Consider the following 24600-nt stretch of genomic DNA (forward strand, 5'->3'; position numbering starts at 1 on the left):
TCCTTTACGTTAGATAGAAGCGTCCCGGTTCGGATTTGAACCAGATCCACTTATCGAAACGGGTAGGAAGAAAGTCATGGCCGCCGGTCTGACGGGGTCTTGAAGTTTCAGACCGACCGAATTCGATGGCAATATAAACGCATGGGTGCGACAATCGGTCAAGTGAATGTCTTGTGTCAGCTGCGAACGAAGTCCAGCCAAACCGGGGCGCAATCGCCCAATTTCTTGCGCTCATAGCGCGTTGTGAGGTGATCTTCTGGCGGACGCCGCCAATCATCGGCACAGTTCACCCCCCAGTCGAATCCTCCATGTTCCAGAAACCGGGCAAGCGCTTCGTCAGCATAGCTCTTGACGTCAGTCGCGAACCGGATCTGCGCGCCGGGACGACAGATACGATACAGTTCATCCAGAAATTCCGGCTGGATCAGGCGGCGCTTTTGCTGCCGCTTTTTCGGCCACGGATCCGGGAAAAGGATAAAGGCGCGCGCAATGCTCTGATCCTTCAGCGCCGCCATAACCGGCCGCGCATCGTCCATGACGAGCCGAACATTGCCGAGGTCATGATCCTTGATACCCGTCAGCGCCTTGGCCATGCCCTCCACGAAGGGCTCACAGCCGATGAACCCAACTTCCGGGTGCAATCCGGCCTGACCAACAAGATGCTCCCCGCCCCCGAAGCCTATCTCCAGCCAGATGTCGCGATCATCCCCGAACATGTCTGACGGATTCAACGTGCCCGGATCCGCCGACGGGACTTCCAGCTCAGGCAGGAGATTGTCGATCAGGTCCTGCTGGCGTGCGGATAGCGCCCGCCCACCCGTTCGGCCAAACGTGCGCAATGGGCGTGATTTCAAGGAAGGGGTATCGTCGGTCATCGCGGCGTCTGATGCCTCAGTGATCGAAGGGGATCAATCCTCGTCCTGCTGCTTTCCGTCAAACGCGGTTGCAGCGGCCTGAATGGTTCCAAGCAGGGATTTGCGCAGCGACTGGTCTTCGATCTTCTGGAAGGCGGCAATCAGGTCCAGGATTTCCGACGTCATCACAGGCGCATGGATCGCGTCGCCGTCTTCAGCGACATACGCGGCATCATGATCGAGAAAGGTCTCTGCCCCGTCAAAGAAGTAGGTGATGGGGACACCCATGGCGGTGGACATCTCAAACAGGCGCCCCGCGGATACACGGTTCACACCCTTTTCGTATTTCTGGACCTGTTGAAAGGTCAGGCCGAGCAGCTCTCCCAGCTTTTCCTGGGTCAGTTTCAGCTCCTTGCGCCGCCACCGGATGCGCTGGCCGACGACGCGATCAATACCGCTGGGTAGCTTGTTGTCGGCCATGTCCCCCCCTGTTTCTGTATGTCGCTTGTACTTTTTCTATCTTCGCCACGTAAGGAAGGCCAGTCCGACGAACAGGAACAGGGACAGCCAGAACAGGATTAGGCCAATCCGGGTCTGGAACAGGGTAACAGGCTCGGGCAATGGAAGTCGTCCACGGCCAAAGCTGGTATTCCACCCACTCGGGGCGTCTGCGACCGGCGCCGCACGCAGCACTTCCCTGCCCAAACCATCGACAATGGCCGACGCCCCCCGGCTGGCAACACGTGCCATGGGCAAGCCTGTCTCGATCGATCGATACCGGTTTTGCGCATAGTGCTGGGCCGGGCCCATGCCACCCCCAAACCAGGCATCGTTCGAAATCAGGACCAGCCAGTCCGCCCGCGCCCCCAAATTGGCGTTTCGCGGGATCGACGGATAGAGCCCCTCATAGCAGATCATCGCGACGAAAGGCGGAATGTCATCGGCATAGATGACTGCCGGGCCAAGGCCGGGCCGGAACCCGTCACTGGCCATGCGCTGTATTGCGCCCGGCAAGATGCCGGACATGGCCTGCCCGAACGGAATGATGCGCGTGGCCGGCAGCTCTCCAAAAGGCACCAGGCGATGTTTGTCGTACAGCGCCACAGGGCCGGAGCGGATCGCATTCTCATCGATCACGGTCAGGCTGTTATAATAATCGCGCATGTCCTTGCCGGTGATCTCGTACCGGGTTGTGCCAGCGATCAGCTTGCGGGGGCCAAGATACGCGCCCACAGCGTCGAGGGCGTTCGCATCCTGCAACAAGGTGGTCGGCAACGCCCCTTCCGGCCAGAGGACAATATCGCCCGCCTCCCCTTCCTGCGTCGACAGCATGCGCAAATATTCGATCAGGATCGGATCGGGACCGATCTCCCATTTCTCGCTCTGGGGTACACCCGAATCCATCAGCACGACAAACTGATCTGACTGGGCGGAGGGTTGGGCAATGCGTTGGGCGCCCCAGGTCCAGCCGAGCGCGATCAGGATCGCCGCGGCAAAGGACGGCGCCATACGCACCGCCAATTGGCGGGACTCTCGCGTGTCCACAAGCGCGGCCGGCGCCGACATGATGAACACCGTCAACAGCGTCAGCCAGTAGACCCCTCCAATCGACGCCGTCTGGGACAAGGCGCCGCCCGGAATCCAGGTCGTACCGGGCAAGTTCCACGGAAACCCGCCGAACAGATGACCGCGCACGAACTCGGCGAGTGCAAAGAATAGCGCGAAAATGAAAATGCGTGAGGGTGAGGAAGACCAGAATGCGCCCGCCATCGCGCCGAACACGCCCCAGATGATCGCCATCCCACCTGGCAACAGGATCAGCGGCATCCACAGGAAAATGGCGTGCTTTTCCGGCTCAACCAGGAAAGGTGCCGCCGTCCAATGCATGCTGATCAGGAAAAATCCGGCGCCAAAAGCCCAACTGCGCAGGAAGATTGCCTTGCCCCATTTACGGTGACTGCGGGCACCATCCAGCATCCAGATCAGACCGGTGAATGAAATCACCAGGACCACGCTGAAATGAAACGGCGCAAATGCAACCGCCGAAAAAGCGCCCAGCAACAAGCTGGTGATCACTGCCGGCCAGCCGGTCAGGCGGGCGAAGGCTTCATGCAGGGGCCCAAGCGCTGTGAACCCGTGGCTTCGCACCGGATGAGTCATGACTTACTCCTGATGTGCAGGGGCAGGCATTTCCGGGGTGCGAAGGCGAACGCGGCGAATACGCCGGGCGTCGGCTTCCATGATTTCGATCTCGACACCGGTCGGGTGCTCCAGCACTTCTCCGCGCACAGGGACTTTTCCGGCCAGCGCGAAGGCGACCCCGCCAAGCGTGTCGAAATCCGTGTCGTTGTCCTCAAGTGCGAGGTCAATGCCCGTTTCCTCTGCAAAGTCGTCAATCTCCGTGCGGGCGTCCGCCTCCCAGATTCTCTGGCTCCGGCGCACGAACATGGCTTCTTCATCATCGTGTTCGTCTTCGATGTCACCGACGATTTCTTCGACAAGGTCTTCCAGGCTGACCAACCCATCCGTACCGCCATACTCGTCCACGACCAACGCCAGATGAATACGGGTTGACTGCATTTTCACAAGCAAATCGGTCAACTTCATGGATGGTGGCACATAGAGCACTTCGCGGTGCAGCTTTTCCAGCGGCCGCTTCATGGGCTCCTCGCCCTTGGCCAGTTCGCTGACCACATCCTTCATGTGCACAAAGCCGATCGGATCATCGAGCGACTCCCTGAACACCGGCAGTCGTGAATGCGTGACCTCGGCGAAATATTTCAGAAGTTCCGGAAACTCGATCCCGACCTCTACGGCCTTGATCTCGGCGCGCGGGACCATGACGTCTTCCACACGCAAATCCTGGAATTCGGCGAGGCGCAGGCGCATCTCGTGCGGATTGTGCGGCGGCGTTTCCCCATTGGTGGCGGCGGACACCGGTTCCACAGGGGCTGGCTTCCGGCGGAAACCGAAAAAGCTACGTAATCGGCCGCTTGGCGGCGCGTCAGAAGGGTCAGGGTCGCTCATGGCCTCAGGTGATTCAGTTCATCAAATATGGATTATCAATGCCCAGCGATGCAAGCGCCTTTATTTCGAGGCCCTCCATCGTCTCGGCATCATGGGTGATTTCATGGTCGTGCCCCAACAAGTGGAGATAGCCATGAATTAGAAGATGGGTCAGGTGATCGGCAAGCGACTTGCCTTGCGCTCTGGCATCAGCCTCGGCGACGCCAAAGGCCACTGCAATATCGCCCAGCAGGGGCCGGTCCATCGGATCGGCCGGGAATGAGAGCACATCCGTCGGCTTGTCCTTGGCCCGAAACTGCAGGTTCAGCGCCTGTAGCGCGTCGTTATCAGCCAATAGCAGGGACACGACACCCTTCGCTGGCTCAACAGTCGCGCCAGCCTTGAACGCCGTCTGGCACACAGCTTCCAGATCAGGAATTGCCGACCAGCGATCCTCTTCGATGATAAGATCAAGTTCGATCATGCGCGCGGCGATCAACCCTCTCCGTGGGCGGCGTAGGCATCAATGATGCGGCTGACCAGCCCGTGACGGACAACATCCGCCGCGGTAAGCGTGTGGACATTGACGCCTTCGACATCAGACAGGATTTGCAAGGCGTGCTTGAGGCCCGATGGCTGGCTGCCCGGCAAATCCACCTGGCCCGGATCGCCCGTAATCACCATGCGGCTGTCACGGCCCAGCCGCGTCAGCACCATCTTCATCTGCGGCACGGTTGTGTTCTGCGCTTCATCCACGATGACGAAGGCATTCTTCAGCGTACGTCCACGCATGAAGGCGAGCGGCGCAACTTCAATCTCGCCGCGCGCCATGCGGCGCTCCATCTGTTCCTGTCCCATCAACTCGCGCAGCGAGTCCCAGATCGGCAGCATGTAGGGATCAACTTTTTCTTCCAGCGTCCCCGGCAGGAAGCCGAGCTTCTCACCGGCCTCGACAGCGGGCCGCGTCACGATCAGGCGCTGGCGCGTACCGGACAGAAGTTCGGATACCCCCGCCGCGACCGCGAGAAAGGTCTTGCCGGTTCCGGCCGGACCGACCCCGAAGATCATCGCATTGTCAGGATTGGCCAACAGGTCGATATAGCGGGACTGGCCGCGCGTTTGCGGGGTGATCGGCTTCTTCAGCGAGCGGAAGGTTCCAAAGGTCTGCGACGGCGTCTGCGCAGCTTCCACAGCGCCATCAACGTCCATATCGGAAATTTCCGCGCCCGTGCGCAATCGACGCTCAAGTTCTGCAAGCACCGCCTCGGCAATCGACACGCCCTCGGCCTTGCCGACAAGCAGGATGCCCCCGCCCTGACTTTCCGCCTTCAGGCCATAGTCGGCCAGACGTGTTTCCAAAAGCTGGAGGTGGCGGTGATGCGGGCCACAGATGTCCCGCAGCCATTCCGCATTGCGGACTTCGAAGATACGGCTGACAGGGGCTTCAGGCGAAGCGGACGGACGACGTTTCACGCTCAAAGCGCCACCTCATGTTCGCGCACAAGATCGCCGGTGAGCGAACTCATCGTTGCGCCACTCACTTTCACATCGACAATCTGACCTGTCAGCTCTTCCGGTCCCTGGAAATGAACGGATTGCATCCACGGAGACCGCCCATGCGCCTGCCCTTCAAGGCGCCCACGCCCTGTGACAAGTACGGGCACGGTCTGACCGATCTTGGACTCGTTGAACTCGGTCTGCTGGTCACGGAGCAGTTTCTGCAAGGCTTGCAGGCGCACATCCTTCACGTCTTCCGGCACCTGACCGTACATCTCTGCCGCCGGCGTGCCTGGCCGCTGGGAATACTTGAATGAATAGGCCACCGCATAATTCACATCGCGCACCAGCTGCATGGTCGCCTCGAAGTCCTCGTCGCTCTCTCCGGGAAAGCCGACAATGAAATCTGATGCTATGGCGATATCTGGCTGGGCCGCGCGCACTTTGCGAATGATCTCCCTATACGCGTCTGCCGTATGGCTACGGTTCATGGCCTTCAGGATACGGTCAGACCCCGACTGAACGGGCAAATGCAGGAAGGGTTGCATCTGGGGCGTGTCGCCATGTGCTGCGATCAGGTCGTCTTCCATGTCGCGCGGATGACTCGTCGTATAGCGGATACGTTCAATGCCGCCGATCTTCGCAATGTGGCGACAGAGCTGGCCCAGCGTCCAGTCGTCTCCCCCTTCGACGGCCGGCGCAGCGCCATGGAATGCATTCACATTCTGGCCCAGCAAGGTGATCTCCCGCACGCCTTGCGCAGCCAGGTTCCGCGCCTCCATCACGATGTCGTCCACAGAGCGGGAAAGCTCAGCGCCACGCGTATAGGGCACGACACAGAAAGTGCAGAACTTGTCGCAACCTTCCTGCACCGAGAGGAAGGCGGTCGGGCCATCCGCCTCACGGACTTTGGGCAGCGCGTCGAACTTTTCGAGCGTGTCGAATTCGGTTTCCAGCCGGTCACCCACAGCGCGGCTGGCGCGTGCAATCATCTCCGGCAGCTTGTGATAGGCCTGCGGTCCCAGCACGAGGTCGACCAGCGGCTGGCGGCGCATGATCTCTTCGCCTTCGGCCTGCGCAACACAGCCAGCCACGGCGATTGTCATGTTGCGACCGGTCTTGCGCTTCATGCGCTTCAACTGGCCGAGTTCGGAATAGACTTTTTCGGTGGCCTTTTCACGAATATGGCACGTGTTCAGCACAACGAGGTCTGCCGCTTCCGGCGTATCAACCGGCGCATAGCCGAGCGGACGCAATACGTCCCGCATGCGCTCGGAATCATAGACATTCATCTGGCACCCATAGGTCTTGATGAAGAGACCCTTGGTGTTCTGTTTCGCCGCTGGTGTGGTCATGCGCGGGCTTATGCCTGAAAATGACTGTCGCTGCCAGAACCTTGTGCGCCTCGCCTGCAGCCGCAGCAAACGCGTCCCGATCCTGCGACAAAAGCTTCACAGCGCCGGAAAGCTAGCTAGGGTGCGGCCAAGCAATCAAAGGAGCCGGGGAGGCCCATGGATATCATTAAGCTTATCGAGAACGTCTCAGGATTCATCTGGGGAGGAACCTGGGGAGATACTGTCGTCATTCCGGGCCAGATCGGCCCGCTTGCCGTTGTCCTCCTGGGCACTGGCCTGTTCATGATGGTTCGACTGGGCGCGCGCCCGATTCTCCGGTTCGTGCCGGCGGTGGTCGAAGTCTGGCGAGGCCGCAAGGCACAAGGCGAAGACGGCGCCATCACACCCTGGCAGGCGCTCTCCACAGCCCTGTCCGGTCAGGTCGGCACGGGGAACCTCGCCGGTGTGGCCACGGCCATTACATTGGGCGGTCCCGGCGCGATCTTCTGGATGTGGGTGGTTGCCCTGTTCGGCATGGCGCTGGCCTTCTCGGAAAGCTCGCTGGCCATCAAGTATCGTGAGACCGACGAATATGGCCGCATCAATGGCGGCCCGATGTACTACATCAAGAACGGCCTCGGCAAAGGCTGGGGCTGGCTCGCCGTCATTTTCTGTCTCGGCACGCTGTTCTCCGCCATGGCAACCGGCTCGATGATCCAAGCCAATTCCATCACCGAAGCTGCGCTGGAAACCGGCTCCCATATGGGCGTCAGCATTCCGAACTGGAGCGTGGGCATTATCCTGTCTGTCCTGGTCTTCGCGGTCATTATCGGCGGCATCAAATCCATTGGCTCGTTCGCCGGCAAGGTCGTGCCGGTCATGGCTGGCCTCTATGTGCTGGTCGCCTTCATCGTGCTTGTGATCAATGCGGACAAGGTGCCGGGCGCCTTCATGCAGATCATCGGCACAGCGTTTGGCTGGAAAGAAGCTGCTGGCGGCGCGGCTGGCTACGGCGTCATGCAGGCGGTCCGTTACGGTATCGCCCGAGGCCTGTTCTCGAACGAAGCCGGTCAGGGTTCCGCCCCGATCGCCCATGCTGCCGCTCAGACCAAGAACCCGGTCATGCAGGGCGAAATCGCCATGATTGGCGTGTTTATCGACACGATCATCATCTGCACCATGACTGCGCTGGTCATCCTGACAGTTCAGGGAGACTTCAAGAAGAGCCCTGCCCTGATGGCGGCCAATGCCTGTTTTGATGCAGGCATTGAAATGCCGGTGAACCCGGGCGCGACTGACGGTGCCAAATACGGTGTGGGGGACCTGTTCCCTTCTGCTTACGAAGATGGCCGCGAAGCGAAGATCGCCGCAGTGGGACCGACAGCCCAGTCCTACCTCCTGGCCTGCCAGGCATCTGGTCAGGTTGAAGTCAATCAGCACGCGCTCGACGCGTCTGGCAATCCGGAAGTTCTGATGGATGTGGACCATGCCTGGGAAACAGATGCGAACTCGGCTGCCGTCACCACGCGCGCCTATGCCGCCGCTATTCCGGTGGTGGGCCCGTGGATCGTGCCAGTCGCACTGTTCTTCTTCGCCTTCACCACCATCATTGGCTGGTCATACTATGGCGAGCAGGCCGTGACGTATCTGATCGGCGAATGGGCGACACACCCGTTCCGCTATATTTGGGTCGTGGTCGTATTCCTCGGCTCGGTTGCCGCGGCTGACTGGCTCTGGCTGCTGGGGGACATCGCAAATGCCTCAATGGCGTTCCCGAACCTGATCGCCATCCTTGCCCTGTCAGGCGTCGTCGCCGCCATGCACAAATCGAATGGCGATCCGGACAAGGGTCATCCTGTGCATGACTACCGAGAGGAGGAGCGCCATCCTGAAAAGGAATAGGCGCTGACCCTACCGAAATGAAAAGCCCCGCCCGGTTCAGACCAGGCGGGGCTTTTTCTGTCCGGGTGTATTTGGACGCAAAGCCCATATATGCGGGCACTTTATGGACAGTTTATGGGCTGGTTTATGGACCAGCGCTTCGGGACGGGGCCTACCAGGCGCCGATATTCTCTGCGCTCGCCCACGGCTCTTTCGGTGACAGCGGCTCGCCCTTTTGCAGCAATTCGACCGAAATGCCGTCTGGCGATCGAATAAATGCCATTCGGCCATCGCGCGGCGGCCGGTTGATGGTCACGCCAATTTTCTGCAGCCGTTCAACCGCGCCATAAATGTCGTCGACCATATACGCCAGATGGCCGAAATTGCGGCCACCTGCATAGTCTTCGGGGTCCCAATTATAGGTCAGCTCCACCATCGGAATGTCGGTCTGGGTCGGGCTGACGCCGTCCGGCATGCCGCCCATACGCTCGACATCTTCCGGCGTGGCCAGAAAAACGAGCGTGAACCGCCCCGCTTCGCTGTCCATCCGGCTGACCTCTGTCAGGCCCAGGCCATCGCAGAAAAATTTCAGCGACGCGTCAATGTCACTGACGCGCACCATTGTGTGTAGATATTGAATGCTCATGACTGGCCTCCATTAAGGTCCCGAATGACATGTTTGAAACTAGGCGGCATCAGCGCGTAGTACCGCCGCATAGCGATGGCCAGCAGGCCGATCGATGCCAGCATGAAGGCGATGAAAACCGAAAATGTGTGAATCAGCGTCCCTGTTTCGAAAACAGGTGACTGGCCGCTCAGCCGCCAGATCATCCGCCAAACCTGATTGAAGCCGGCCACGAAAGGTGCCAGCAGAACAAAAACGATCGCAGCGCAGACGAAGAAATAGGTCGCCGCGCGCGGGCCTTCACTGCGTAGATAGAGATCCGTGAACTCGGCATCGCTGACATCTTCCGGCACTTCTCCGGCTGCCTTGCGCACCGCCAGAACTTCCGGCGCGAAGTCCCGCGTCTGCTTCCAGCGCCAGGCAAGGTGAGCCCCCCAGGCGACAAGGCCAGCGAGTATGATCAGGAAAAGTATCATGGGCGGTGCGGAATCCAGCTTGGGCGGCGTGGGCCGACTGCCCACCGCCTGGTTCAGGCTGCGCAGGCGCGTTCGAGGGTCAGCATGGCACGCTTGCGCGCCACACCCCAATGATAATTATGGAGCCGGCCGTCCGCCGCAAGGGCACGGTGACAGGGAATGAACCAACTGATCGGATTTGCGCCCACTGCCGCACCGACAGCGCGGGCCGCCTTCGGATTGCCGCTGGCCTTCGCCAAGGCCCCATAGGTTGACACCGCACCGACAGGAATTTCCAGCAAGGCCCGCCAGATCTGGCGGCGAAACGGCGTACCATAAAGCGCAACCGGGAGCGGCTCACCGGATTCAAACACCCGGCGCGCCAGAGTCTCGGCCTCGTGATCATCCCGGCGAATGCTGGCATCCGGATACCGCGCCGCAAGATCGGCAAAGGCCTGCTCTTCATTGCGTCCCTGGTGTTCAAAACCGGTGCGTTCCGGGGCGTTCTCATCAACAAACCCCAGCGCCACCAGGCCCCGCGATGACATGAGCCAGGCTCCTTCCCCGAATGGAGTCGGCGCCCGTCCAAGGACCAGATCGGCTCCCTTGCCGCCTGCCTTGGCTTCACCGGGAGAGAGGCCTTCGTGCGCGATAAACAAATCATGCAGGCGCCCCGGTCCTGACAAGCCTGCCTCCAGAGTAGCGTCCAAAACACTTGCGCCCTCTCTCAACAGATCACCTGCCGCAGCGTGGGCAAGTGCGGACTGGTATTGTTTCGGGCTGATGCCGGCCCAACGGGTGAATTCGCGCTGGAAATGGCTGGGCGACAGGCCTACGGCCTTTGCTGCAGTCGAAAGATCCGGCCATTCCTGCCAAGTGTCCCCCAGATAGGACAGGGCATTGGCCATGCGCTCATAGGCGACAACGCGTTCATCAAGAGGCGAAACTAGATTGGTCATGTAAGAATAATGCCGCGCCGCGGAGCCTGTCGCCACCCGTTTCTTGCGGCTTGTCAGACCAATTGAGGCTTTCCAGCGCCTGAAAAGCCCGGCAAGAATAGGGACCAATAAAAAGAAGGCTGGGAGAAATAGAATGGCAGATGCGCGCAGTATTATCCTGCATGAATATCCCACGTCACCCTATGCAGAGAAAATCCGCCTCGCGCTGCGCCTGAAGAATCTCGCCTATAGCCGGGTCGAAATTCCAGTCATCATGCCTCGGCCAGACCTGATGCCGCTGACGGGGGGCTATCGCCGGACACCCGTCCTTCAGATCGGCGCTGACATTTTTTGCGATACCGCCATCATCCTGCGTGAACTCGAAGCCCGCTTCCCCATGCCGGCACTCAAATTGCCCGGTCATGAGGGCCTCGCCCAAATGGTCGCCGGCTGGACCGATGGCCGCTGGTTCCAAAGCTCGGTCGCGGTCATCTTTGGTGAGCGAGGCGACAGCGTACCGGATGCGTTCCGGAAGGATCGCGAAGCCTTGTCGGGTCGTCCCTTCGACACCAATGCAATGAAAGCTGTTGCCCCCATGATGCGCGACCAATGGCGGGCCCGACTCATGCTGCTGGAAGAGCGCCTGCAGGGCGGCAAGGGCGCTGGGTCCGGCATCTATCTCATCGGCATGAAACCGGGCCTTGTGGACATTCACGCCTACATGAATGTCTGGTTCATGTATGAAAATCTGCCCGACTTCGTCGAAAAATGTTTCGAGACAGCGGACCTGACCAAGGCCTGGTTCGAGCGGCTGAAGGAGTTTGAAGGGCAAACCCCGGACACGATCAGCTCTGCAGAAGCCCTCGAGATCGGCCTGAATGCGGCGCCGCGTCTCGTGGCGGCGACCACCCGCAACGAACCGCAACAATTTGCTCCGGGCGAAAACGTCGCCGTTGCGCCCGATGATTATGGCCAGGTCTGGGTGAAAGGGGAACTCGTCCACGCCGACTCCCAGCGCGTCATTCTCCAACGCACTTCACCAGAGGCGGAAACAGTGCATGTGCATTTCCCACGCGCGGGCTTCCTAGTCCGGCGTGTCTAGCCTGCCTTGCATGCCGGGCGCGCGCCGCTAGTCTCGCCAGCATCAGCAATTCGGACGGAGACGGCCATGGACCGGCGACTTTGCCTTATCACGGGCGCATCAGCGGGAATTGGGGCTGAGTTTGCCCGCCAGTACGCCGCGTTGGGCTGGGATGTTGCGCTCACCGCACGCCGCGAAGATCGGCTAACCAACCTCGCCGCAGAGCTGGAAGAGAAGTTTGGCATTCGCGCGATTTGTATCGCGCAGGACCTCGCGCGCGCCAATTCCGCGGACAAGATCATCTCCGCGCTGTCCGAGCAGGGCCGCCATGTCGACGCGCTGGTCAACAATGCGGGCTATGGCCTGCCGGGCACCTTCTTCAATACGAGTTGGAAGTCACAGGCAGAGTTCATTCGCGTACTTTACACCGCTCCGATCGAGCTTGCACACAAAGTGCTGCCAGGCATGGCAGATCGCGGCTATGGCAGGATCATCAATGTCGCCTCCCTTGCGGGCTACGCCGCCGGCAGCAATGGGCACACGCTTTATGCCAGCGTAAAGTCGGGCCTCATCAAATTCTCCGAAAGCCTGAATGCCGAGTGCGACGCGTTTGAAGGGGCGGACATTCACTGCACGGCACTCTGTCCCGGCTTTACCTATAGTGAATTCCATGACGTGAACGGCACGCGCGAGCAGATGAACAAGATGAGCAAGCGAATGTGGATGGAGGCTGCGCCTGTCGTGAAAGCCGGCATTGATGCGGTCAATCGCGGCCAACCGGTTGTGGTGCCGGGGCTCGTCAACAAAAGTCTTGCCACGCTGACTCGCATCATGCCGGAACCCATCGGTCGGGCCATCATGCGGCGCCAGAGCCGGACGATCCGGCGTCAGGATTAGTCGGAAGAAGCTGAAAACCCATCGCGAATGCGATCAGCCGTCGGCGTGGTGTCCGATTTGCGCCAATCCTTCGCGCCACGCTGACGCAGGATTTCGACTTTGCCGGACCGCTTGGCCTCTCCGGAATCGGACCTGTCGCTATCGCGGGAAATTGTCACGATTGGCCCCTCGAAAAAGGCTGACCAGTATTTGGACAGTACGTCCCGACGGCCCTCAAGGGAGCGCAGCTGCCGGCGCTCTTTCCAGGATGTCAGCTTGATGCCTTCTGTCTTGATGCGCTTGTCCATACCCGCCACTTGCAAGCAGCCGGCATACCGGCGCGGGGCGCCTCCGGTCAGGTCAAACTGAATCTCGCCAAAACCCTCGGCTTGTCGGCCCGAATCCGATGGCAAGGTTTCGCGAAACTTGAAGTCCAGTCTGGGCCAGCTGATTTGGTGGAATTCTGCATGCAGGCCGCTCTCAATCTCGCCCATGCGAGTCAGGGTCGAGGAGGTCACAAGGATGCCGGGGTATGCGGGCTTCATTGAAACGATTGCCAGGCGTGGACCATTTGGGCCACCGCGTTCAGCCTGAATCCAACTGCCTTCCACGAAAGCACGGCCGAGGACCCATCGACGCAGCACCCCCATCTTTAGAACACCCGGAAGGAGGACACCCGACAGAACAGACCAGATCACGAGCAGCATCACACCCGAGCCTATCAGTCCGGCCCACTGTGCGACTTGGCTGGAACCGGCGGCGTCAACAATGGTCTGGCGCACAACCGGGCCAAATGCCAGGACACTCGCCAGCACCGCGCTGGACGCCAGGAAGCCCGAGACAATGCGGAAACGTTCATAAGGGTTCATATGTGAGGCGGCTCCGTTAGGAAGTGGCGGCAGAAAGGGCCATTTAGAAAGCCGGAACCGAAGTTTCGGTTAACGCAAGGATACCCGGTGTGATCCTTCAATTTTACATGACATCGAACCGAGACGTTTTGTTGCAGCGCACAAAATATATATGACTTGCCGCCACCTGCGCCCTATACTCAACGAAAATAAAGTCCAGTGGAGGAAATTCGAATGGATGGTGCTGTTGAGGGTCCGGCCCTGAATTCTGCGATAATTCCAAACCTTGTTGCTGTCATCAAGGATGCGAGCGCAGCCGTCGACGCCTATGTAGACGTTGCACGTGGCAAATGCCGCGAAGCGCTGACCAAGGCGGATGGCCGTCCTGACCGGGCTGCACTCGAACGCCAGCAACATATGGCCCACGGCCTGTCTTGGCTGGGCACATATGCTGAAACGCTACGCCAGACAGCCGAATGGGCCGCGCGTCTGGAGCAAGAGGGCAAATTCAGCACGACCGAAGCGCTCCTGACACAAATTCTCTTTAGCGAATACTGCGCTCAACTGATTGGTGGAGTACCCATGAATCAGGGCGAAGTGATCCGCCCTCACGAATTGGGCATCGTTGCGGAAGCTGATGCCCTGTTCGCGACGCCGGTCGTCCAGCAGCTGATTATTGATGGAAAAACCCCTGCTGTGATGGCTGCTGCGGCTGAATGCCTACCTGACGCCCTAAGCCGGAACACGGTTGAAGAAACCGGTCTGGACGAAACCATGTCGATGGTTCGCGAACAATTTTCCAAATACGCGTCCGACAAGATCAAACCCCATGCCCATGAGTGGCACTTGAACAATGAGTACATTCCGATGGAGGTCGTCAATGAAATGGCCGAGCTTGGTGTGTTTGGCCTGACCATCCCTGAAGAGTTTGGCGGGTTTGGCATGGGCAAGATTGCCATGTGCGTAGTCTCAGAGGAACTGTCTCGGGGATACATCGGCACCGGCTCTCTCGGCACCCGGTCAGAGATCGCGGCGGAGCTGATCCTGATTGGCGGAACGGACGACCAGAAGACCCATTGGTTGCCGCAAATAGCCAGCGGAGAAATCCTGCCAACGGCCGTCTTCACTGAACCGAATACCGGCTCTGACCTTGGCTCGCTGCGGACACGCGCCGTGAAGTCCGACGACGGCTCTCATTACAGTGTCACAGGCAACAAGACATGGATCACGCATCCCGTGCGAGCCGATCTGATGACACTGCTGGCCCGGACTGATCCCGCCACAAACAATTTCTCTGGTCTCTCCATGCTGCTTGCGGAGAAGCCGCGCGGAACAGACGACGCCCCCTTCCCTGCTGACGGCATGACCGGCGGCGAGATCGAAGTCCTCGGCTATCGCGGGATGAAGGAATACGAAATCGGATTCGATGATTTCAAGGTGAAGTCCGAGAACCTGCTTGGCGGTGTCGAAGGCCAAGGCTTCAAGCACCTGATGGCGACCTTTGAAAGCGCTCGCATCCAGACTGCGGCCCGCGCCATTGGCGTTGCGCAAAATGCGTTTGAAACCGGTCTTCAATATGCGCTGGATCGCAACCAGTTTGGCAAACAGATCTTTGACTTCCCGCGCGTTTCAAACAAGCTTGTCATGATGGCCGCAGAACTGGTGGGTGTTCGCCAGCTGACATATTTCTCGGCGCGCCAGAAGGATGGCGGAAAGCGCTGCGACCTTGAAGCCGGCATGGCGAAACTGCTTGCCGCACGGATCGCCTGGGCTGCAGCTGACAACGCCCTGCAGATTCATGGCGGAAACGGATTTGCGCTGGAATACCCAATCAGCCGCATCTTGCAAGATGCTCGTATTCTGAACATTTTCGAAGGCGCTGGCGAGGTTCAGGCCATGGTTATTGCCCGTCGCCTGATCGAAAGCGGAAACTAAAAGGAATCCGTAGGGTGCACCGCACCCTACGGCGCTTCTCGTTCGTACACCCGGACCCAGTCAACCAGGAAACGATCAGGTAAGCGCTTGTTATCCGGCACGTTGGACCACCATTTGTGGGCCACTGTCGACTGCGTGCTTATCTCGCCGGATAGCTTCACCCATAAGGGCACTTTCGACACGCCGCCCGCAGCGCTTTGCCAGACCTGCTCTCCGTCCACGAACCATGTATATTCGGTTTCAGTCCATTCCAGCGCGAAGACGTGCCACCCACTCCGAATTCCCGGGTGGAACTCGCGCTTGTTCTTGGTCTTGTGGCGTTTTCCGTACCCATCCCAGTGAAGCGCATAGCTGATCTTGTCAGTCCAGCCAAAGGCTTCAACGATGTCGATCTCGGTTCCGTCCTCTCCCGATCCATCCACTCGGTGGACCTCATCCGCGAACAGCCAGAAGGCAAGCCACCAACCCGGATCCTGTGGCAATTTTATGCGGGCTTCATACCTGCCGAACGTCGTTTCGAATTTGCCTTCGGTGGAAACCATGCCGGATGCGTAGTCATACGGATCGTCATCCTCTTCAGGATTGCGATTCGGGATTTGCGTCGCGCTGATTTCGAGTTGGCCCCATCCTGTCAGACTGACATTATCCTTGAGCCACCAGCCATCCGGGCCGTCAGGATTTTTCTTGCGATTATACTCCTGCGATATCCATTTTTCAGGATCAGGCTTTCCGTGTCCGTTGAATTCGTCCCGGAAAACCAGCGACCACCCCGAATTGGGCTGGTCCAGCGCCGAGTATGAATTGGTCGCAGTTGAGCACGACGCCAACATTACGATGGCCGCAACGATTGGAAACGACTTCAAACGAAATCTCACTGAATTTTACCTTCGAGGGGGTCAATGTCCGCAGGTTCATGCTGTATGATGACCTTTGCGCCCAGGGCATCCGCACGCGCCTCAAATGCCTCCATTGACGACACGGTCATGGCCTCATCGGAGTTGAACCGGGGAACGCGCTTCAGCTCGCGGCTTTCAGCGCGATGGTAGAGGTCCCCGGTCAACAGGACCGGGCCGGTTTCCGGCATCATCAATTGCAGGGATGTATGGCCCGGCGTGTGTCCGGGCGTCTCGAAAATCACAACGCTCCCATCACCAAAAACATCAAGTTCGTCTTCGAAGACTTTCTGCTCCATGGGGGCGAACAATGAAAACAGCGCCTGCTGCTCCTGGGCAATTTCGGCCCCTTCCCCGAACATGGCGTCGAGTTCTTTCTGGCTCACCAGCCAAGTCGAGCCCGCGACCTGATCGGCCTGGCCGATATGATCGAAGTGGCTGTGAGAGATGGACACGTAGTCGACATCGTCTGGGGACATCCCCCTATCTGCCAATTGTTCGGTAATTGTCTGCTCGAGCGAAACCGTGAAGATCTGCTGCGTTTGGGGGCCCGCAATAGCCAGCACTCCTGGCAAACCAAGATCCCAGAGCAAGTTGCCATCAGGATGCCTCACGAGGAAACAGGAATCGGTGAACGTGTCAGTCTCACCGGCATAGTCGCCGGCAGACGAAAACGCGTCGAGGTCAGACACTTCAATCGTTCCGCAATCCAGCACATCGACTTCCAGCGCCGCTTCCTGCTGTGTTTCGGGTGGCGATTCTAATGTTGCCTCGGTAGATGCAGGCGATTCTGACCCGCATGCGCTCGCGAGTGCCAGTGCGGATACTGCCGCAGTTATAGTGATAAGACGCATGCCAGAGGCCCCCTTCTGTCTTCCAGCAAATTCAATCTCAAGTATCAGTTGTTGGCAACAGACAGACTGCGTCCATCTGGAGACAAAATCCTGTAGAAACAGCTGGGTCGCCCTGTATGGCAGGCACCGCCTGTCTGGTTGACCTTCAGCAGGATAGCATCCTGATCGCAATCAATACGGATCTCGATGACGTCCTGAACATGCCCGGACGTTTCACCTTTGACCCATAGCGCTCCGCGCGAACGGGACCAGTAGGTTGCCCGCCCGGTCTCGATCGTCGCCGCAAGCGCGTCGGCATTCATCCAGGCGAGCATCAGCACTTCGCCAGTTCCGGCATCCTGCGCGATGGCGGCAACCAGGCCGTCCGCATTGAATTTCGGGCGCAGCTCAAGCGTCTCGTCCTGCGCACTGCCGGAAAGGGGATCGGGATAATCGGTCATGAGGGCGGCTTAATCGAAATGACGCCGGTGAGCCAGTCAAGATTCGCCCTAAATGACGCCCTGCGCGCGCAGCGCCGCCTGCTGGTCCGCGCTGAATCCAAGGCCTGCAAGGATGCTCTCTGTGTGCTCACTCAGGCTTGGAGACGTTTCTTCCACCCCGCCGGGCGTATCGGACAGTTTAGGAAAGACGCCCTGCATCGGTACGTCGCCCAGAACCGGATGGGCCACGCGGATGATGGCATTGCGCGCCGCAATATGTGCATCTTCCAGCATCTCCTTGGCGCGGTTCACCGGCCCACAGGGAATGCCATTCTCTTCGCAAGTTGCCAGCACATCTGCCATTGTGCGCTGTTTCGTCCAGTTCGAGATCATTTCATCCAGTTCCAACTGGTTCTCGCCGCGTGCATCATGCGTTGCGTAGCGTGCATCGTCAGACCATTTCGTTCCGCACATGGCCGAGAGGCGGCGGAACAGGGAGTCCTGATTGGCGCCGATGATGACCATGCCATCGCTGCATGGATAGACGCCCGACGGCGCAATCCGCGGCAGGATCGGTCCGCTGCGCTCGCGCGTATGCCCCATCAGGGCGTATTCGGGGATCAGGCTTTCCATGAAGGCCATGACGGTTTCATAGATGGCCGCATCGACCACTTGCCCCTTCCCCGATTTCTCGCGCGCGAACAGGGCCATCATCGTGCCCAGCGCCGCGAAGGTGCCAGTCATCGTGTCGCCGAGGGAGACGCCGGCTCGCGCGGGCAATCTGTCCGGCTCGCCGATCAGGTAGCGCAGGCCGCCCTTGGCTTCACCCACGCTGGCATAACCCGCCTTGTGGCTTTCGGGGCCCGTTTGGCCATAGCCTGAGACGCGCGTGATCACGAGGCGCGGATTGAGCTCATGCAGCACATCCGGGCCGAGCCCCCAGCGTTCCAGTGTGCCCGGCCGGAAATTCTCGACCAGAACATCGGCGGTCTTCACCAGTTCGCGCAGGATCGCCTGCCCCGCCTCCACGCGGAGGTTCATCGTCAGGGATTTCTTGTTACGACCGATGATCGGCCAGAACAGGCCGATGTCATCCTTCTTGACCGCGCCCCAGCCCCGGGCCGGGTCCGGCAAGCCGGGCGCCTCGACCTTGATCACTTCGGCGCCGAAGTCACCGAGCAATTGTCCACAGAAGGGGCCAGCGATCAGTTGACCGAGTTCGATGACGCGCAGGCCATCCAGGGGGCGTTTGGAGTCTGTCATTTGTCCTCAATGCACATTACATAGGCATCATGACAAGACGCATCGACATTGTAGAAGTCGGCCCGCGCGACGGGCTGCAGAATGATCCGGCCGACCTGACGACCGAACAGAAGCTGGAATTCATTGCCCGGCTGGAAGAGGCCGGCGTTCGGCGGATGGAATCCGGCAGCTTCGTCAGCCCCAAGGCCGTGCCCAAAATGGCGGATTCTGCTGCGGTCTTTGCAGGCGTCGACCGATCAAAGCCGACGCGCCATATCGCGCTGGCCCTGAACGAAAAAGGCGTGCGCCGCGCCATCGACGCCAAGGCTGACGAGATCAATTTTGTGCTCGTGGCCTCGGAAGCCTTCGGCATGCGCAATCAGGGCATGACGCCGCAGGACAGCGCGGACGCCCTGCTGCAGATTGCCCCGCTCGTACTGGAGGCAGGCATCCCTCTGTCCGCCACGATATCGGTTGCCTTCGGGGATCCGTTCGACGGCGAAGTCGACATCAAGTTGGTCGGCAATCTCGCCGCGCAGGCCCAGCGCGCGGGCGTCAGCGAACTGGCGCTGGGTGACACGATTGGTGTGGCCGACCCGTGGGATGTCCGCAAACGGATCGAGCGCGTGCGCATGGAAGCACCGGATGTCTATTTGCGCATGCACTTCCACGACACACGTGGCGCAGCGCTCGCCAATGTCGCGGCCGCCATTGATTGCGGGGTCGATGTCATTGATGCCAGCTGTGGCGGCATTGGCGGCTGTCCGTTTGCCCCGGCGGCGACAGGCAATGTGGCCACCGAGGATGTGGTCTACATGCTGGAGCGCGGCGGCTTCGAAACTGGACTGGACCTGAGCAAGCTGATCGAGACATCGCATTGGCTGGAAAAAGTGTTGGGGCACCCGATTGCGTCGTCACTCAGCAAGGCGGGCGGATTTCCCACTTGACCCTACTTCTTCGGGCCCTTCACTTCAGTAAGGGTCGTCGCCTTCACGGCCCGGCCGAGATCGACTTTCTTGCCATAGCTTGGCGCGCCGCTGGTGGCGCCTGAGACGGCGCTGCCGCCGCGCACTGTCTTGTTCGTCAGAGGCGGAATGGCCATCGCCTTGGGCTCTGGAGCGTTCTCGTCGAACAGGCTAGCCAATTGCTCCGTCATCGCACCACCGAGCTGTTCGGCGTCCACAATCGTAACGGCGCGTTTGTAGTAACGTGTCACGTCATGGCCGATGCCGATGGCGATCAGCTCCACAGGGCTCTTGGTCTCAATCTCTTCGATCACCTGCCGCAGATGGCGCTCAAGATAGTTGCCGACATTCACGTTCAGTGTGGAATCGTCCACCGGCGCGCCGTCAGAAATCACCATCAGGATCTTACGCTGCTCCGGTCGCCCGAGCATCCGATCGTGCGCCCATAGCAAGGCCTCGCCGTCGATGTTTTCCTTCAGCAGACCTTCGCGCATCATCAGACCCAGATTGCGCCGCGCCCGGCGCCATGGGGCGTCAGCTTGTTTGTAGACGATATGGCGAATGTCATTCAGGCGCCCCGGTCCGGCGGGCTTACCAGCCTTGACCCAGTCCTCCCGCGAAAGGCCACCCTTCCACGCCTTTGTCGTAAAGCCGAGGATCTCCGTTTTCACGCCGCAGCGCTCCAGTGTGCGGGCCAGAATGTCCGCACACAGCGCCGCCACCATGATCGGCCGGCCGCGCATGGAACCGGAATTATCCAGCAATAGCGTCACAATCGTATCGCGGAACTCCGAATCATCTTCCTGCTTGAAGGAGAGCGGCGCTGTCGGGTCGGTGATCACACGCGTCAGGCGGGCCGTATCCAGCACGCCCTCTTCAAGATCGAAGCTCCAGGAGCGGTTCTGCTGTGCCATCAAACGTCGCTGCAGCTTGTTGGCAAGTTTGGACACCGCGCCCTGCAGTCCCTGTAACTGGTGATCGAGATAGGCGCGCAGCCGCGTCAGTTCCTCAGCGTCACAGAGGTCTGGCGCATTGGCGACTTCATCATTCTCGCGCGTGAAGACATTGTAGTTGAACCGGTCGCGATCATCGCCATCCTTGAAGTTCGGGCGCAGCGGCTTGGTCCCGTCCTCATCATCATCAGGCGTGTCATCGGCCTCGGCGTCGACATCCATGTCGACGCTGACATTGGATTCCTCGCCCTCCATTTCCTCGGTGTCGCCCGCATCCATCTGCTCGGCGGAAGAACCCATCTGCTCTTCGGACTCCATGTCCTGATCGCCTTCAGAGGGCTGTTCATTCTCTTCGGACTGTTCCGAATCGTCCTGTTCCTGCGTTTCCACGTCTTCGCCCGGCGCATCGGAGGCGGTCAGGTCCCGGATCATATCGCGTACTGTGCATGCAAAGCCGGGTTGATCGTGCAATTGCGCGATCAGACGGTCAATTGCGCCCCCAGTTTCGGCTTCGACCCGTTCGCGCCAGACATCGGCCACGCGTTTCGCGCTGTCCGGCAAGGCGCGCCCGGTCAGCTTCTCGCGCAGCAGAAATTCGAGCGCCGGCGCGAGCACCGCCTCAGCGTCTTCTGCGCCCATCGCGAACTCGCCGGACTGGCAGCGATGGTCTAGGACAGCGTCGAGATTGTCGGCCGTACCGCGCATGGCATTGGCGCCCAGGCTTTCGATGCGCGCCTGTTCAGCCGCGTCATAGACCTTGCGGGGCAAATCCCCGCCGGGACGATGCGCGAAATGTGCCTCAGCATTGTGGTGCGCACGACGCAGGGCAATGGCATCTGCCTCGCCGCGAATGCGCGCAGCGATATGGGGTTCCAGCTGTTGTGGCGGCGTGCGCAGCGTGATCGTCTCACCGTCCCCGCCCACATCATTGCCAAAGCCGACCTCGACATCACGGTCTGCACTCATCGCTTTCGTGGTGGTGGCCAGCGCCTGCTTGAACAATTCCTGAGGAGAGGTGTCTTTGGACATGGCTGTGACTTAGCGCGGGGCTCCGGCTCAGGCGACCCTCACCATGAGGGCGCTTTCAGGCAGTTCCTCGGCGAAGCAGCGCTGGTACATTTCTGCCACCAGAGGCCGCTCCAGCTCGTCGCACTTGTTCAGGAACGTCATCCGGAACGCATGGCCAAGATCACCAAAGATGGCGAAGTTTTCAGCCCATGTGATCACGGTCCGCGGGCTCATCACTGTGGAGAGGTCGCCGCTCATGAACGCGTTCCGGGTCAGGTCGGCCAGCGTCACCATCTTGGCGAGCGTGTCTTCATCCACGCCCGTGGCCTTGGACTTCACGATCTCCACTTCAGCATCATGTTCCAGATAGTTCAGCGTGGTCACGATGCTCCACCGGTCCATCTGGCCCTGGTTCAGCTGTTGCGTGCCGTGATAGAGGCCGGTCGTGTCACCCAAACCAACCGTGTTGGTCGTGGCGAACAGGCGGAAATACGGATTTGGCTCGATGACGCGGTTCTGGTCGAGCAGGGTCAGCTTGCCGCTAGCTTCCAGCACGCGCTGGATCACGAACATCACGTCCGGCCGGCCGGCATCATACTCGTCGAACGTGATCGCCACAGGGCGCTGCAAGGCCCAAGGCAGGATGCCTTCGCGGAATTCGGTAATCTGCGCGCCATCCTTCAGGACAATGGCATCCTTGCCGACCATGTCGATCCGGCTGACATGGCTGTCGAGATTGACCCGGATCATCGGCCAGTTCAGGCGCGCGGCCACCTGTTCGATATGGGTCGATTTCCCTGTGCCGTGATAGCCTTGCACCATGACGCGGCGATTGTGCTGAAATCCTGCCAGGATCGCCATCGTCGTCTGAGGATCGAAGCGATAGGCCTCGTCAATCGCTGGCACATATTCTGTGCGTGTCTTGAACCCATGTACGACCATGTCCGTGTCGAGGCCGAAAACCTCGCGAACATTGATTTCTACGGTCGGCTCCATGCCGTCCAGCACATCGGTATCACTCATCACAGTCATGGCATGCGTCTCGTCATCTATTGCATTGATGGACCTATCACACCTGACGCTTCCGCCAAGCGTGACATAGGGTCAAATGTGGGTTTGGTCCGCCGCGCGGCAACTCATTCAGCAGCTTGCCAGACGATTTCCCCGCCAATGATGGTCATTCGGGCCTGTGCATCAAGGATTTCAGCGGCAGGAATCGTCATCAAATCCCGGTCGAAGACGGAGAAATCCGCAATCTTGCCGACTTCGATCGTGCCGAGGTCATCCTCCTGGAAAGCTGCGAAGGCGGCGGCGGACGTGAACAGGGCCAGCGCCTGGTCCCGCGAGAGGGCCTGTTCAGGGTGCCACCCCTCCCCCGCATTGCCGTCGAGGTCCTGCCGGGCCACCGCCGCATAGAATTCGATCAGGGGTGAGCCGACTTCAACCGGCGCGTCCGAGCCGCCAGCAACCACGGCGCCCCCGGCCAGCATGTCCTGCCAGGCATATGCGCCGGCCAACCGGTCCAGACCGAGCCGTGAGGGGGCGAACTTCAAATCGCCAATCGCATGAGATGGCTGCATGGAGGCAATCAGGCCCAGCTCTCCGACGCGCGCGACATCCTGCGGCGCAAAGATCTGCGCATGTTCAATCCGCCAGCGTAGCTTATCGCCATTCCCCAGCGCCTCGAAGGTTTCGAGAATGTGCCGGTTTGCAAGGTCCCCAATGGCATGGATGGCCAACTGGACGTCTGCGCCCTTGGCTTTCATCATCAAGTCGTGGAGCGACTCCGTATCGAGCAAGGAGAGACCATTGGTGTCCGGCTGGTCTGAATAGGGTGCGATCAACAGCGCGCCCCGGCTGCCAAGGGCGCCGTCCATATAGAGTTTCACAGCGCGATTGGTGACTGTGTCAGTCTCGAACTTCCGGGACTCCGCCACTTCGAAGGCGTCCACGTCGAAGGCATTGTAAACGCGCAGCGGCAGGCGCCCTTCCCCGTCGAGGCGGGCCATGATGGGCGCCTGGGATGCGCTGACGCTCATATTGTGAACGCCGGTCCAGCCCCGGCTGGCATAGGTATTGGCGCCAACCTCCAGAGCCGTCTCGACATCTTCTTCCGTTGGGGCCGCAAGCAGCTGGAAGACAGGGCCCATCGCATTGTCGATCACAATGCCCGTCGCTTTGCCGCTGTCATCCCGCTCCACCCGGCCGCCCGAAGGGTCTTCGGTCAGATCGTAAATGCCGGCCGCCTTCAGCGCGGACGTGTTGGCCACCAGGGCATGGCCATCCGCGCGCGTATAGATCACCGGATTATCTGGGCTGACCGCGTCGAGGTCTGCGGCGGAGGGCATGCGCCCTTCCGGCCAGCCGGTCTCGATCCAGCCGCGCCCAAACAGGATTTCGCCAGGAGCCTTGCCCTGGATCTCTGCCTCGGTGCGGGTGACAAGTTCATCTACAGAGGCGGTGCCTTCCAGGTTAAGCGTCAGTTCGCGCTGGCCAATCCCCATCAGGTGCGCATGGGCATCGGTGAATCCCGGAAACATGACTGCGCCTCCGAGATCAACAATCGTGACCTCGTCTTCGCTCCAGTCGGCCGAGGCGGGCGGCACAATGGCAACGATCCGGCCATCAGGCCCGACGACCACCGCGTCAGCGGTGGGCTGGTCAGCGACCCCGGTGTAAATTATGCCCCCGGTAAAGACGGTAAGCGCTTGCGTCTCATCCGTTTCAGATTGCGGAGCCCCGCCCGGCTGGCATGCTGCCAGAACCCCCAACGCCAGTGCAAAACCCAATACCCGCATGATCACATTCCCTCCAAGACGGGACCATGTGTGGCACGCACGGGCGCCCGCTGCCAGATTATGGACGTAAAAAAGCGCGCGCAGCCTGTGCCGCGCGCGCTTTCAAATCTCATCAGCCCAAAAGGGCCAGACCTTAGG

General features: G+C 60.0%; 23 protein-coding genes. 5 read left to right on the forward strand and 18 right to left on the reverse strand.

The window, feature by feature from the left end; translation table 11 throughout:
- Positions 1–176: 176 nt before the first annotated feature.
- The 7 genes from trmB to miaB are packed head-to-tail and all read right to left on the reverse strand — an operon-like array spanning position 177 to position 6712.
- The gene (trmB, locus tag B2344_RS07780; protein WP_206991867.1) at positions 177–875 is read right to left on the reverse strand and encodes a tRNA (guanosine(46)-N7)-methyltransferase TrmB; all 699 of its coding nucleotides are present in this window, start codon (positions 873–875) and stop codon (positions 177–179) included.
- A gap of 33 nt (positions 876–908) precedes the next feature.
- The gene (locus B2344_RS07785) at positions 909–1334 is read right to left on the reverse strand and encodes a helix-turn-helix domain-containing protein (protein ID WP_206991866.1); all 426 of its coding nucleotides are present in this window, start codon (positions 1332–1334) and stop codon (positions 909–911) included.
- A gap of 36 nt (positions 1335–1370) precedes the next feature.
- Complete coding sequence (gene lnt / locus B2344_RS07790) at positions 1371–3014, reverse strand: apolipoprotein N-acyltransferase (protein WP_034817388.1); 1644 nt, start codon at positions 3012–3014, stop codon at positions 1371–1373.
- Between the two features lie 3 nt (positions 3015–3017).
- Positions 3018–3881, reverse strand: a complete 864-nt coding sequence (locus B2344_RS07795; protein WP_290480367.1) for a transporter associated domain-containing protein — start codon at positions 3879–3881, stop codon at positions 3018–3020.
- 13 nt (positions 3882–3894) lie between these two features.
- Positions 3895–4344, reverse strand: coding sequence for an rRNA maturation RNase YbeY (gene ybeY / locus B2344_RS07800; protein WP_034817476.1), 450 nt, complete (start codon positions 4342–4344; stop codon positions 3895–3897).
- A gap of 11 nt (positions 4345–4355) precedes the next feature.
- Complete coding sequence (locus tag B2344_RS07805) at positions 4356–5333, reverse strand: PhoH family protein (RefSeq protein WP_084333532.1); 978 nt, start codon at positions 5331–5333, stop codon at positions 4356–4358.
- 2 nt (positions 5334–5335) lie between these two features.
- Complete coding sequence (gene miaB / locus B2344_RS07810) at positions 5336–6712, reverse strand: tRNA (N6-isopentenyl adenosine(37)-C2)-methylthiotransferase MiaB (RefSeq protein WP_290484956.1); 1377 nt, start codon at positions 6710–6712, stop codon at positions 5336–5338.
- 156 nt (positions 6713–6868) lie between these two features.
- On the opposite strand from miaB, the gene B2344_RS07815 reads away from it, so the two are divergent.
- Positions 6869–8593 (forward strand): alanine/glycine:cation symporter family protein, encoded by a 1725-nt coding sequence (locus B2344_RS07815; protein WP_290482418.1) that lies wholly within the window; start codon positions 6869–6871, stop codon positions 8591–8593.
- A 151-nt stretch (positions 8594–8744) separates the two neighbouring features.
- Here B2344_RS07815 and B2344_RS07820 read toward each other — a convergent pair whose 3' ends face one another.
- The 3 genes from B2344_RS07820 to B2344_RS07830 are packed head-to-tail and all read right to left on the reverse strand — an operon-like array spanning position 8745 to position 10611.
- Complete coding sequence (locus B2344_RS07820; RefSeq protein ID WP_290480364.1) at positions 8745–9218, reverse strand: VOC family protein; 474 nt, start codon at positions 9216–9218, stop codon at positions 8745–8747.
- The gene (locus B2344_RS07825) at positions 9215–9673 is read right to left on the reverse strand and encodes a hypothetical protein (RefSeq protein WP_034817378.1); all 459 of its coding nucleotides are present in this window, start codon (positions 9671–9673) and stop codon (positions 9215–9217) included. Before B2344_RS07825 ends, B2344_RS07820 begins: the two co-directional genes overlap by 4 nt.
- Before the next feature lie 53 nt (positions 9674–9726).
- Positions 9727–10611 carry a bifunctional helix-turn-helix domain-containing protein/methylated-DNA--[protein]-cysteine S-methyltransferase gene (locus B2344_RS07830; RefSeq protein WP_206991860.1) on the reverse strand — a complete coding sequence of 295 codons (885 nt, stop codon included), beginning with the start codon at positions 10609–10611 and terminating at the stop codon, positions 9727–9729.
- A gap of 133 nt (positions 10612–10744) precedes the next feature.
- Here B2344_RS07830 and B2344_RS07835 point away from each other — a divergent pair, with 133 nt between their 5' ends.
- Complete coding sequence (locus B2344_RS07835) at positions 10745–11692, forward strand: glutathione S-transferase family protein (RefSeq protein ID WP_290484957.1); 948 nt, start codon at positions 10745–10747, stop codon at positions 11690–11692.
- Positions 11693–11758: 66 nt separating this feature from the next.
- Positions 11759–12568 (forward strand): SDR family NAD(P)-dependent oxidoreductase, encoded by an 810-nt coding sequence (locus B2344_RS07840; protein WP_290484958.1) that lies wholly within the window; start codon positions 11759–11761, stop codon positions 12566–12568.
- Here the strand turns inward: B2344_RS07840 and B2344_RS07845 are convergent.
- A complete protein-coding gene (locus tag B2344_RS07845) occupies positions 12565–13416 on the reverse strand; it encodes a hypothetical protein (RefSeq protein WP_290484959.1) in 852 nt (283 codons plus the stop codon). The genes B2344_RS07840 and B2344_RS07845 overlap by 4 nt on opposite strands.
- 213 nt (positions 13417–13629) lie before the next feature.
- Between B2344_RS07845 and B2344_RS07850 the strand changes: the two genes are divergently transcribed.
- Positions 13630–15330, forward strand: coding sequence for an acyl-CoA dehydrogenase family protein (locus tag B2344_RS07850; RefSeq protein ID WP_290480360.1), 1701 nt, complete (start codon positions 13630–13632; stop codon positions 15328–15330).
- Between the two features lie 26 nt (positions 15331–15356).
- Here B2344_RS07850 and B2344_RS07855 read toward each other — a convergent pair whose 3' ends face one another.
- Genes B2344_RS07855 through B2344_RS07870 form a run of 4 tightly spaced genes read right to left on the reverse strand, consistent with a single transcriptional unit; the run spans position 15357 to position 18759 of the window.
- Entirely contained in the window at positions 15357–16193 is an 837-nt protein-coding gene (locus tag B2344_RS07855) for a glycoside hydrolase family 16 protein (RefSeq protein WP_206991855.1), read from the reverse strand.
- An 8-nt stretch (positions 16194–16201) separates the two neighbouring features.
- Positions 16202–17077: an N-acyl homoserine lactonase family protein gene (locus tag B2344_RS07860; protein WP_290482416.1), complete on the reverse strand. Its 876-nt coding sequence runs from the start codon at positions 17075–17077 to the stop codon at positions 16202–16204.
- Between the two features lie 44 nt (positions 17078–17121).
- Positions 17122–17517 carry a phosphoribosyl-AMP cyclohydrolase gene (hisI, locus tag B2344_RS07865; RefSeq protein ID WP_206991853.1) on the reverse strand — a complete coding sequence of 132 codons (396 nt, stop codon included), beginning with the start codon at positions 17515–17517 and terminating at the stop codon, positions 17122–17124.
- A 48-nt stretch (positions 17518–17565) separates the two neighbouring features.
- Positions 17566–18759 carry a CaiB/BaiF CoA transferase family protein gene (locus B2344_RS07870; protein WP_290484960.1) on the reverse strand — a complete coding sequence of 398 codons (1194 nt, stop codon included), beginning with the start codon at positions 18757–18759 and terminating at the stop codon, positions 17566–17568.
- Between the two features lie 29 nt (positions 18760–18788).
- Here B2344_RS07870 and B2344_RS07875 point away from each other — a divergent pair, with 29 nt between their 5' ends.
- Positions 18789–19685 carry a hydroxymethylglutaryl-CoA lyase gene (locus B2344_RS07875; RefSeq protein WP_290480358.1) on the forward strand — a complete coding sequence of 299 codons (897 nt, stop codon included), beginning with the start codon at positions 18789–18791 and terminating at the stop codon, positions 19683–19685.
- A gap of 2 nt (positions 19686–19687) precedes the next feature.
- Here the strand turns inward: B2344_RS07875 and cobT are convergent, their stop codons facing one another.
- From cobT to B2344_RS07890, 3 genes are all read right to left on the reverse strand, one after another.
- Positions 19688–21685, reverse strand: coding sequence for a cobaltochelatase subunit CobT (gene cobT / locus B2344_RS07880; RefSeq protein WP_290484961.1), 1998 nt, complete (start codon positions 21683–21685; stop codon positions 19688–19690).
- 27 nt (positions 21686–21712) lie between these two features.
- Positions 21713–22696 carry a cobaltochelatase subunit CobS gene (cobS, locus tag B2344_RS07885; RefSeq protein ID WP_290482353.1) on the reverse strand — a complete coding sequence of 328 codons (984 nt, stop codon included), beginning with the start codon at positions 22694–22696 and terminating at the stop codon, positions 21713–21715.
- Between the two features lie 104 nt (positions 22697–22800).
- Positions 22801–24462, reverse strand: a complete 1662-nt coding sequence (locus tag B2344_RS07890) for an amidohydrolase (protein WP_290484963.1) — start codon at positions 24460–24462, stop codon at positions 22801–22803.
- Positions 24463–24600 lie beyond the last annotated feature (138 nt).

The sequence above is a fragment of the Hyphomonas sp. UBA3195 genome, from assembly GCF_002366485.1.
In the GTDB taxonomy this organism is placed as follows: Bacteria; Pseudomonadota; Alphaproteobacteria; order Caulobacterales; family Hyphomonadaceae; genus Hyphomonas.

What these genes read in the sequence shown, in the direction of transcription:
- trmB (WP_206991867.1), bottom strand. Translation starts at nt 875, where the DNA reads ATGACCGACGATACCCCTTCCTTGAAATCACGCCCATTGCGCACGTTT.
- B2344_RS07785 (WP_206991866.1), bottom strand. Translation starts at nt 1,334, where the DNA reads ATGGCCGACAACAAGCTACCCAGCGGTATTGATCGCGTCGTCGGCCAG.
- lnt (WP_034817388.1), bottom strand. Translation starts at nt 3,014, where the DNA reads ATGACTCATCCGGTGCGAAGCCACGGGTTCACAGCGCTTGGGCCCCTG.
- B2344_RS07795 (WP_290480367.1), bottom strand. Translation starts at nt 3,881, where the DNA reads ATGAGCGACCCTGACCCTTCTGACGCGCCGCCAAGCGGCCGATTACGT.
- ybeY (WP_034817476.1), bottom strand. Translation starts at nt 4,344, where the DNA reads ATGATCGAACTTGATCTTATCATCGAAGAGGATCGCTGGTCGGCAATT.
- miaB (WP_290484956.1), bottom strand. Translation starts at nt 6,712, where the DNA reads ATGACCACACCAGCGGCGAAACAGAACACCAAGGGTCTCTTCATCAAG.
- B2344_RS07815 (WP_290482418.1), top strand. Translation starts at nt 6,869, where the DNA reads ATGGATATCATTAAGCTTATCGAGAACGTCTCAGGATTCATCTGGGGA.
- B2344_RS07820 (WP_290480364.1), bottom strand. Translation starts at nt 9,218, where the DNA reads ATGAGCATTCAATATCTACACACAATGGTGCGCGTCAGTGACATTGAC.
- B2344_RS07825 (WP_034817378.1), bottom strand. Translation starts at nt 9,673, where the DNA reads ATGATACTTTTCCTGATCATACTCGCTGGCCTTGTCGCCTGGGGGGCT.
- B2344_RS07830 (WP_206991860.1), bottom strand. Translation starts at nt 10,611, where the DNA reads ATGACCAATCTAGTTTCGCCTCTTGATGAACGCGTTGTCGCCTATGAG.
- B2344_RS07835 (WP_290484957.1), top strand. Translation starts at nt 10,745, where the DNA reads ATGGCAGATGCGCGCAGTATTATCCTGCATGAATATCCCACGTCACCC.
- B2344_RS07840 (WP_290484958.1), top strand. Translation starts at nt 11,759, where the DNA reads ATGGACCGGCGACTTTGCCTTATCACGGGCGCATCAGCGGGAATTGGG.
- B2344_RS07845 (WP_290484959.1), bottom strand. Translation starts at nt 13,416, where the DNA reads ATGAACCCTTATGAACGTTTCCGCATTGTCTCGGGCTTCCTGGCGTCC.
- B2344_RS07850 (WP_290480360.1), top strand. Translation starts at nt 13,630, where the DNA reads ATGGATGGTGCTGTTGAGGGTCCGGCCCTGAATTCTGCGATAATTCCA.
- B2344_RS07860 (WP_290482416.1), bottom strand. Translation starts at nt 17,077, where the DNA reads ATGCGTCTTATCACTATAACTGCGGCAGTATCCGCACTGGCACTCGCG.
- hisI (WP_206991853.1), bottom strand. Translation starts at nt 17,517, where the DNA reads ATGACCGATTATCCCGATCCCCTTTCCGGCAGTGCGCAGGACGAGACG.
- B2344_RS07870 (WP_290484960.1), bottom strand. Translation starts at nt 18,759, where the DNA reads ATGACAGACTCCAAACGCCCCCTGGATGGCCTGCGCGTCATCGAACTC.
- B2344_RS07875 (WP_290480358.1), top strand. Translation starts at nt 18,789, where the DNA reads ATGACAAGACGCATCGACATTGTAGAAGTCGGCCCGCGCGACGGGCTG.
- cobT (WP_290484961.1), bottom strand. Translation starts at nt 21,685, where the DNA reads ATGTCCAAAGACACCTCTCCTCAGGAATTGTTCAAGCAGGCGCTGGCC.
- cobS (WP_290482353.1), bottom strand. Translation starts at nt 22,696, where the DNA reads ATGACTGTGATGAGTGATACCGATGTGCTGGACGGCATGGAGCCGACC.
- B2344_RS07890 (WP_290484963.1), bottom strand. Translation starts at nt 24,462, where the DNA reads ATGCGGGTATTGGGTTTTGCACTGGCGTTGGGGGTTCTGGCAGCATGC.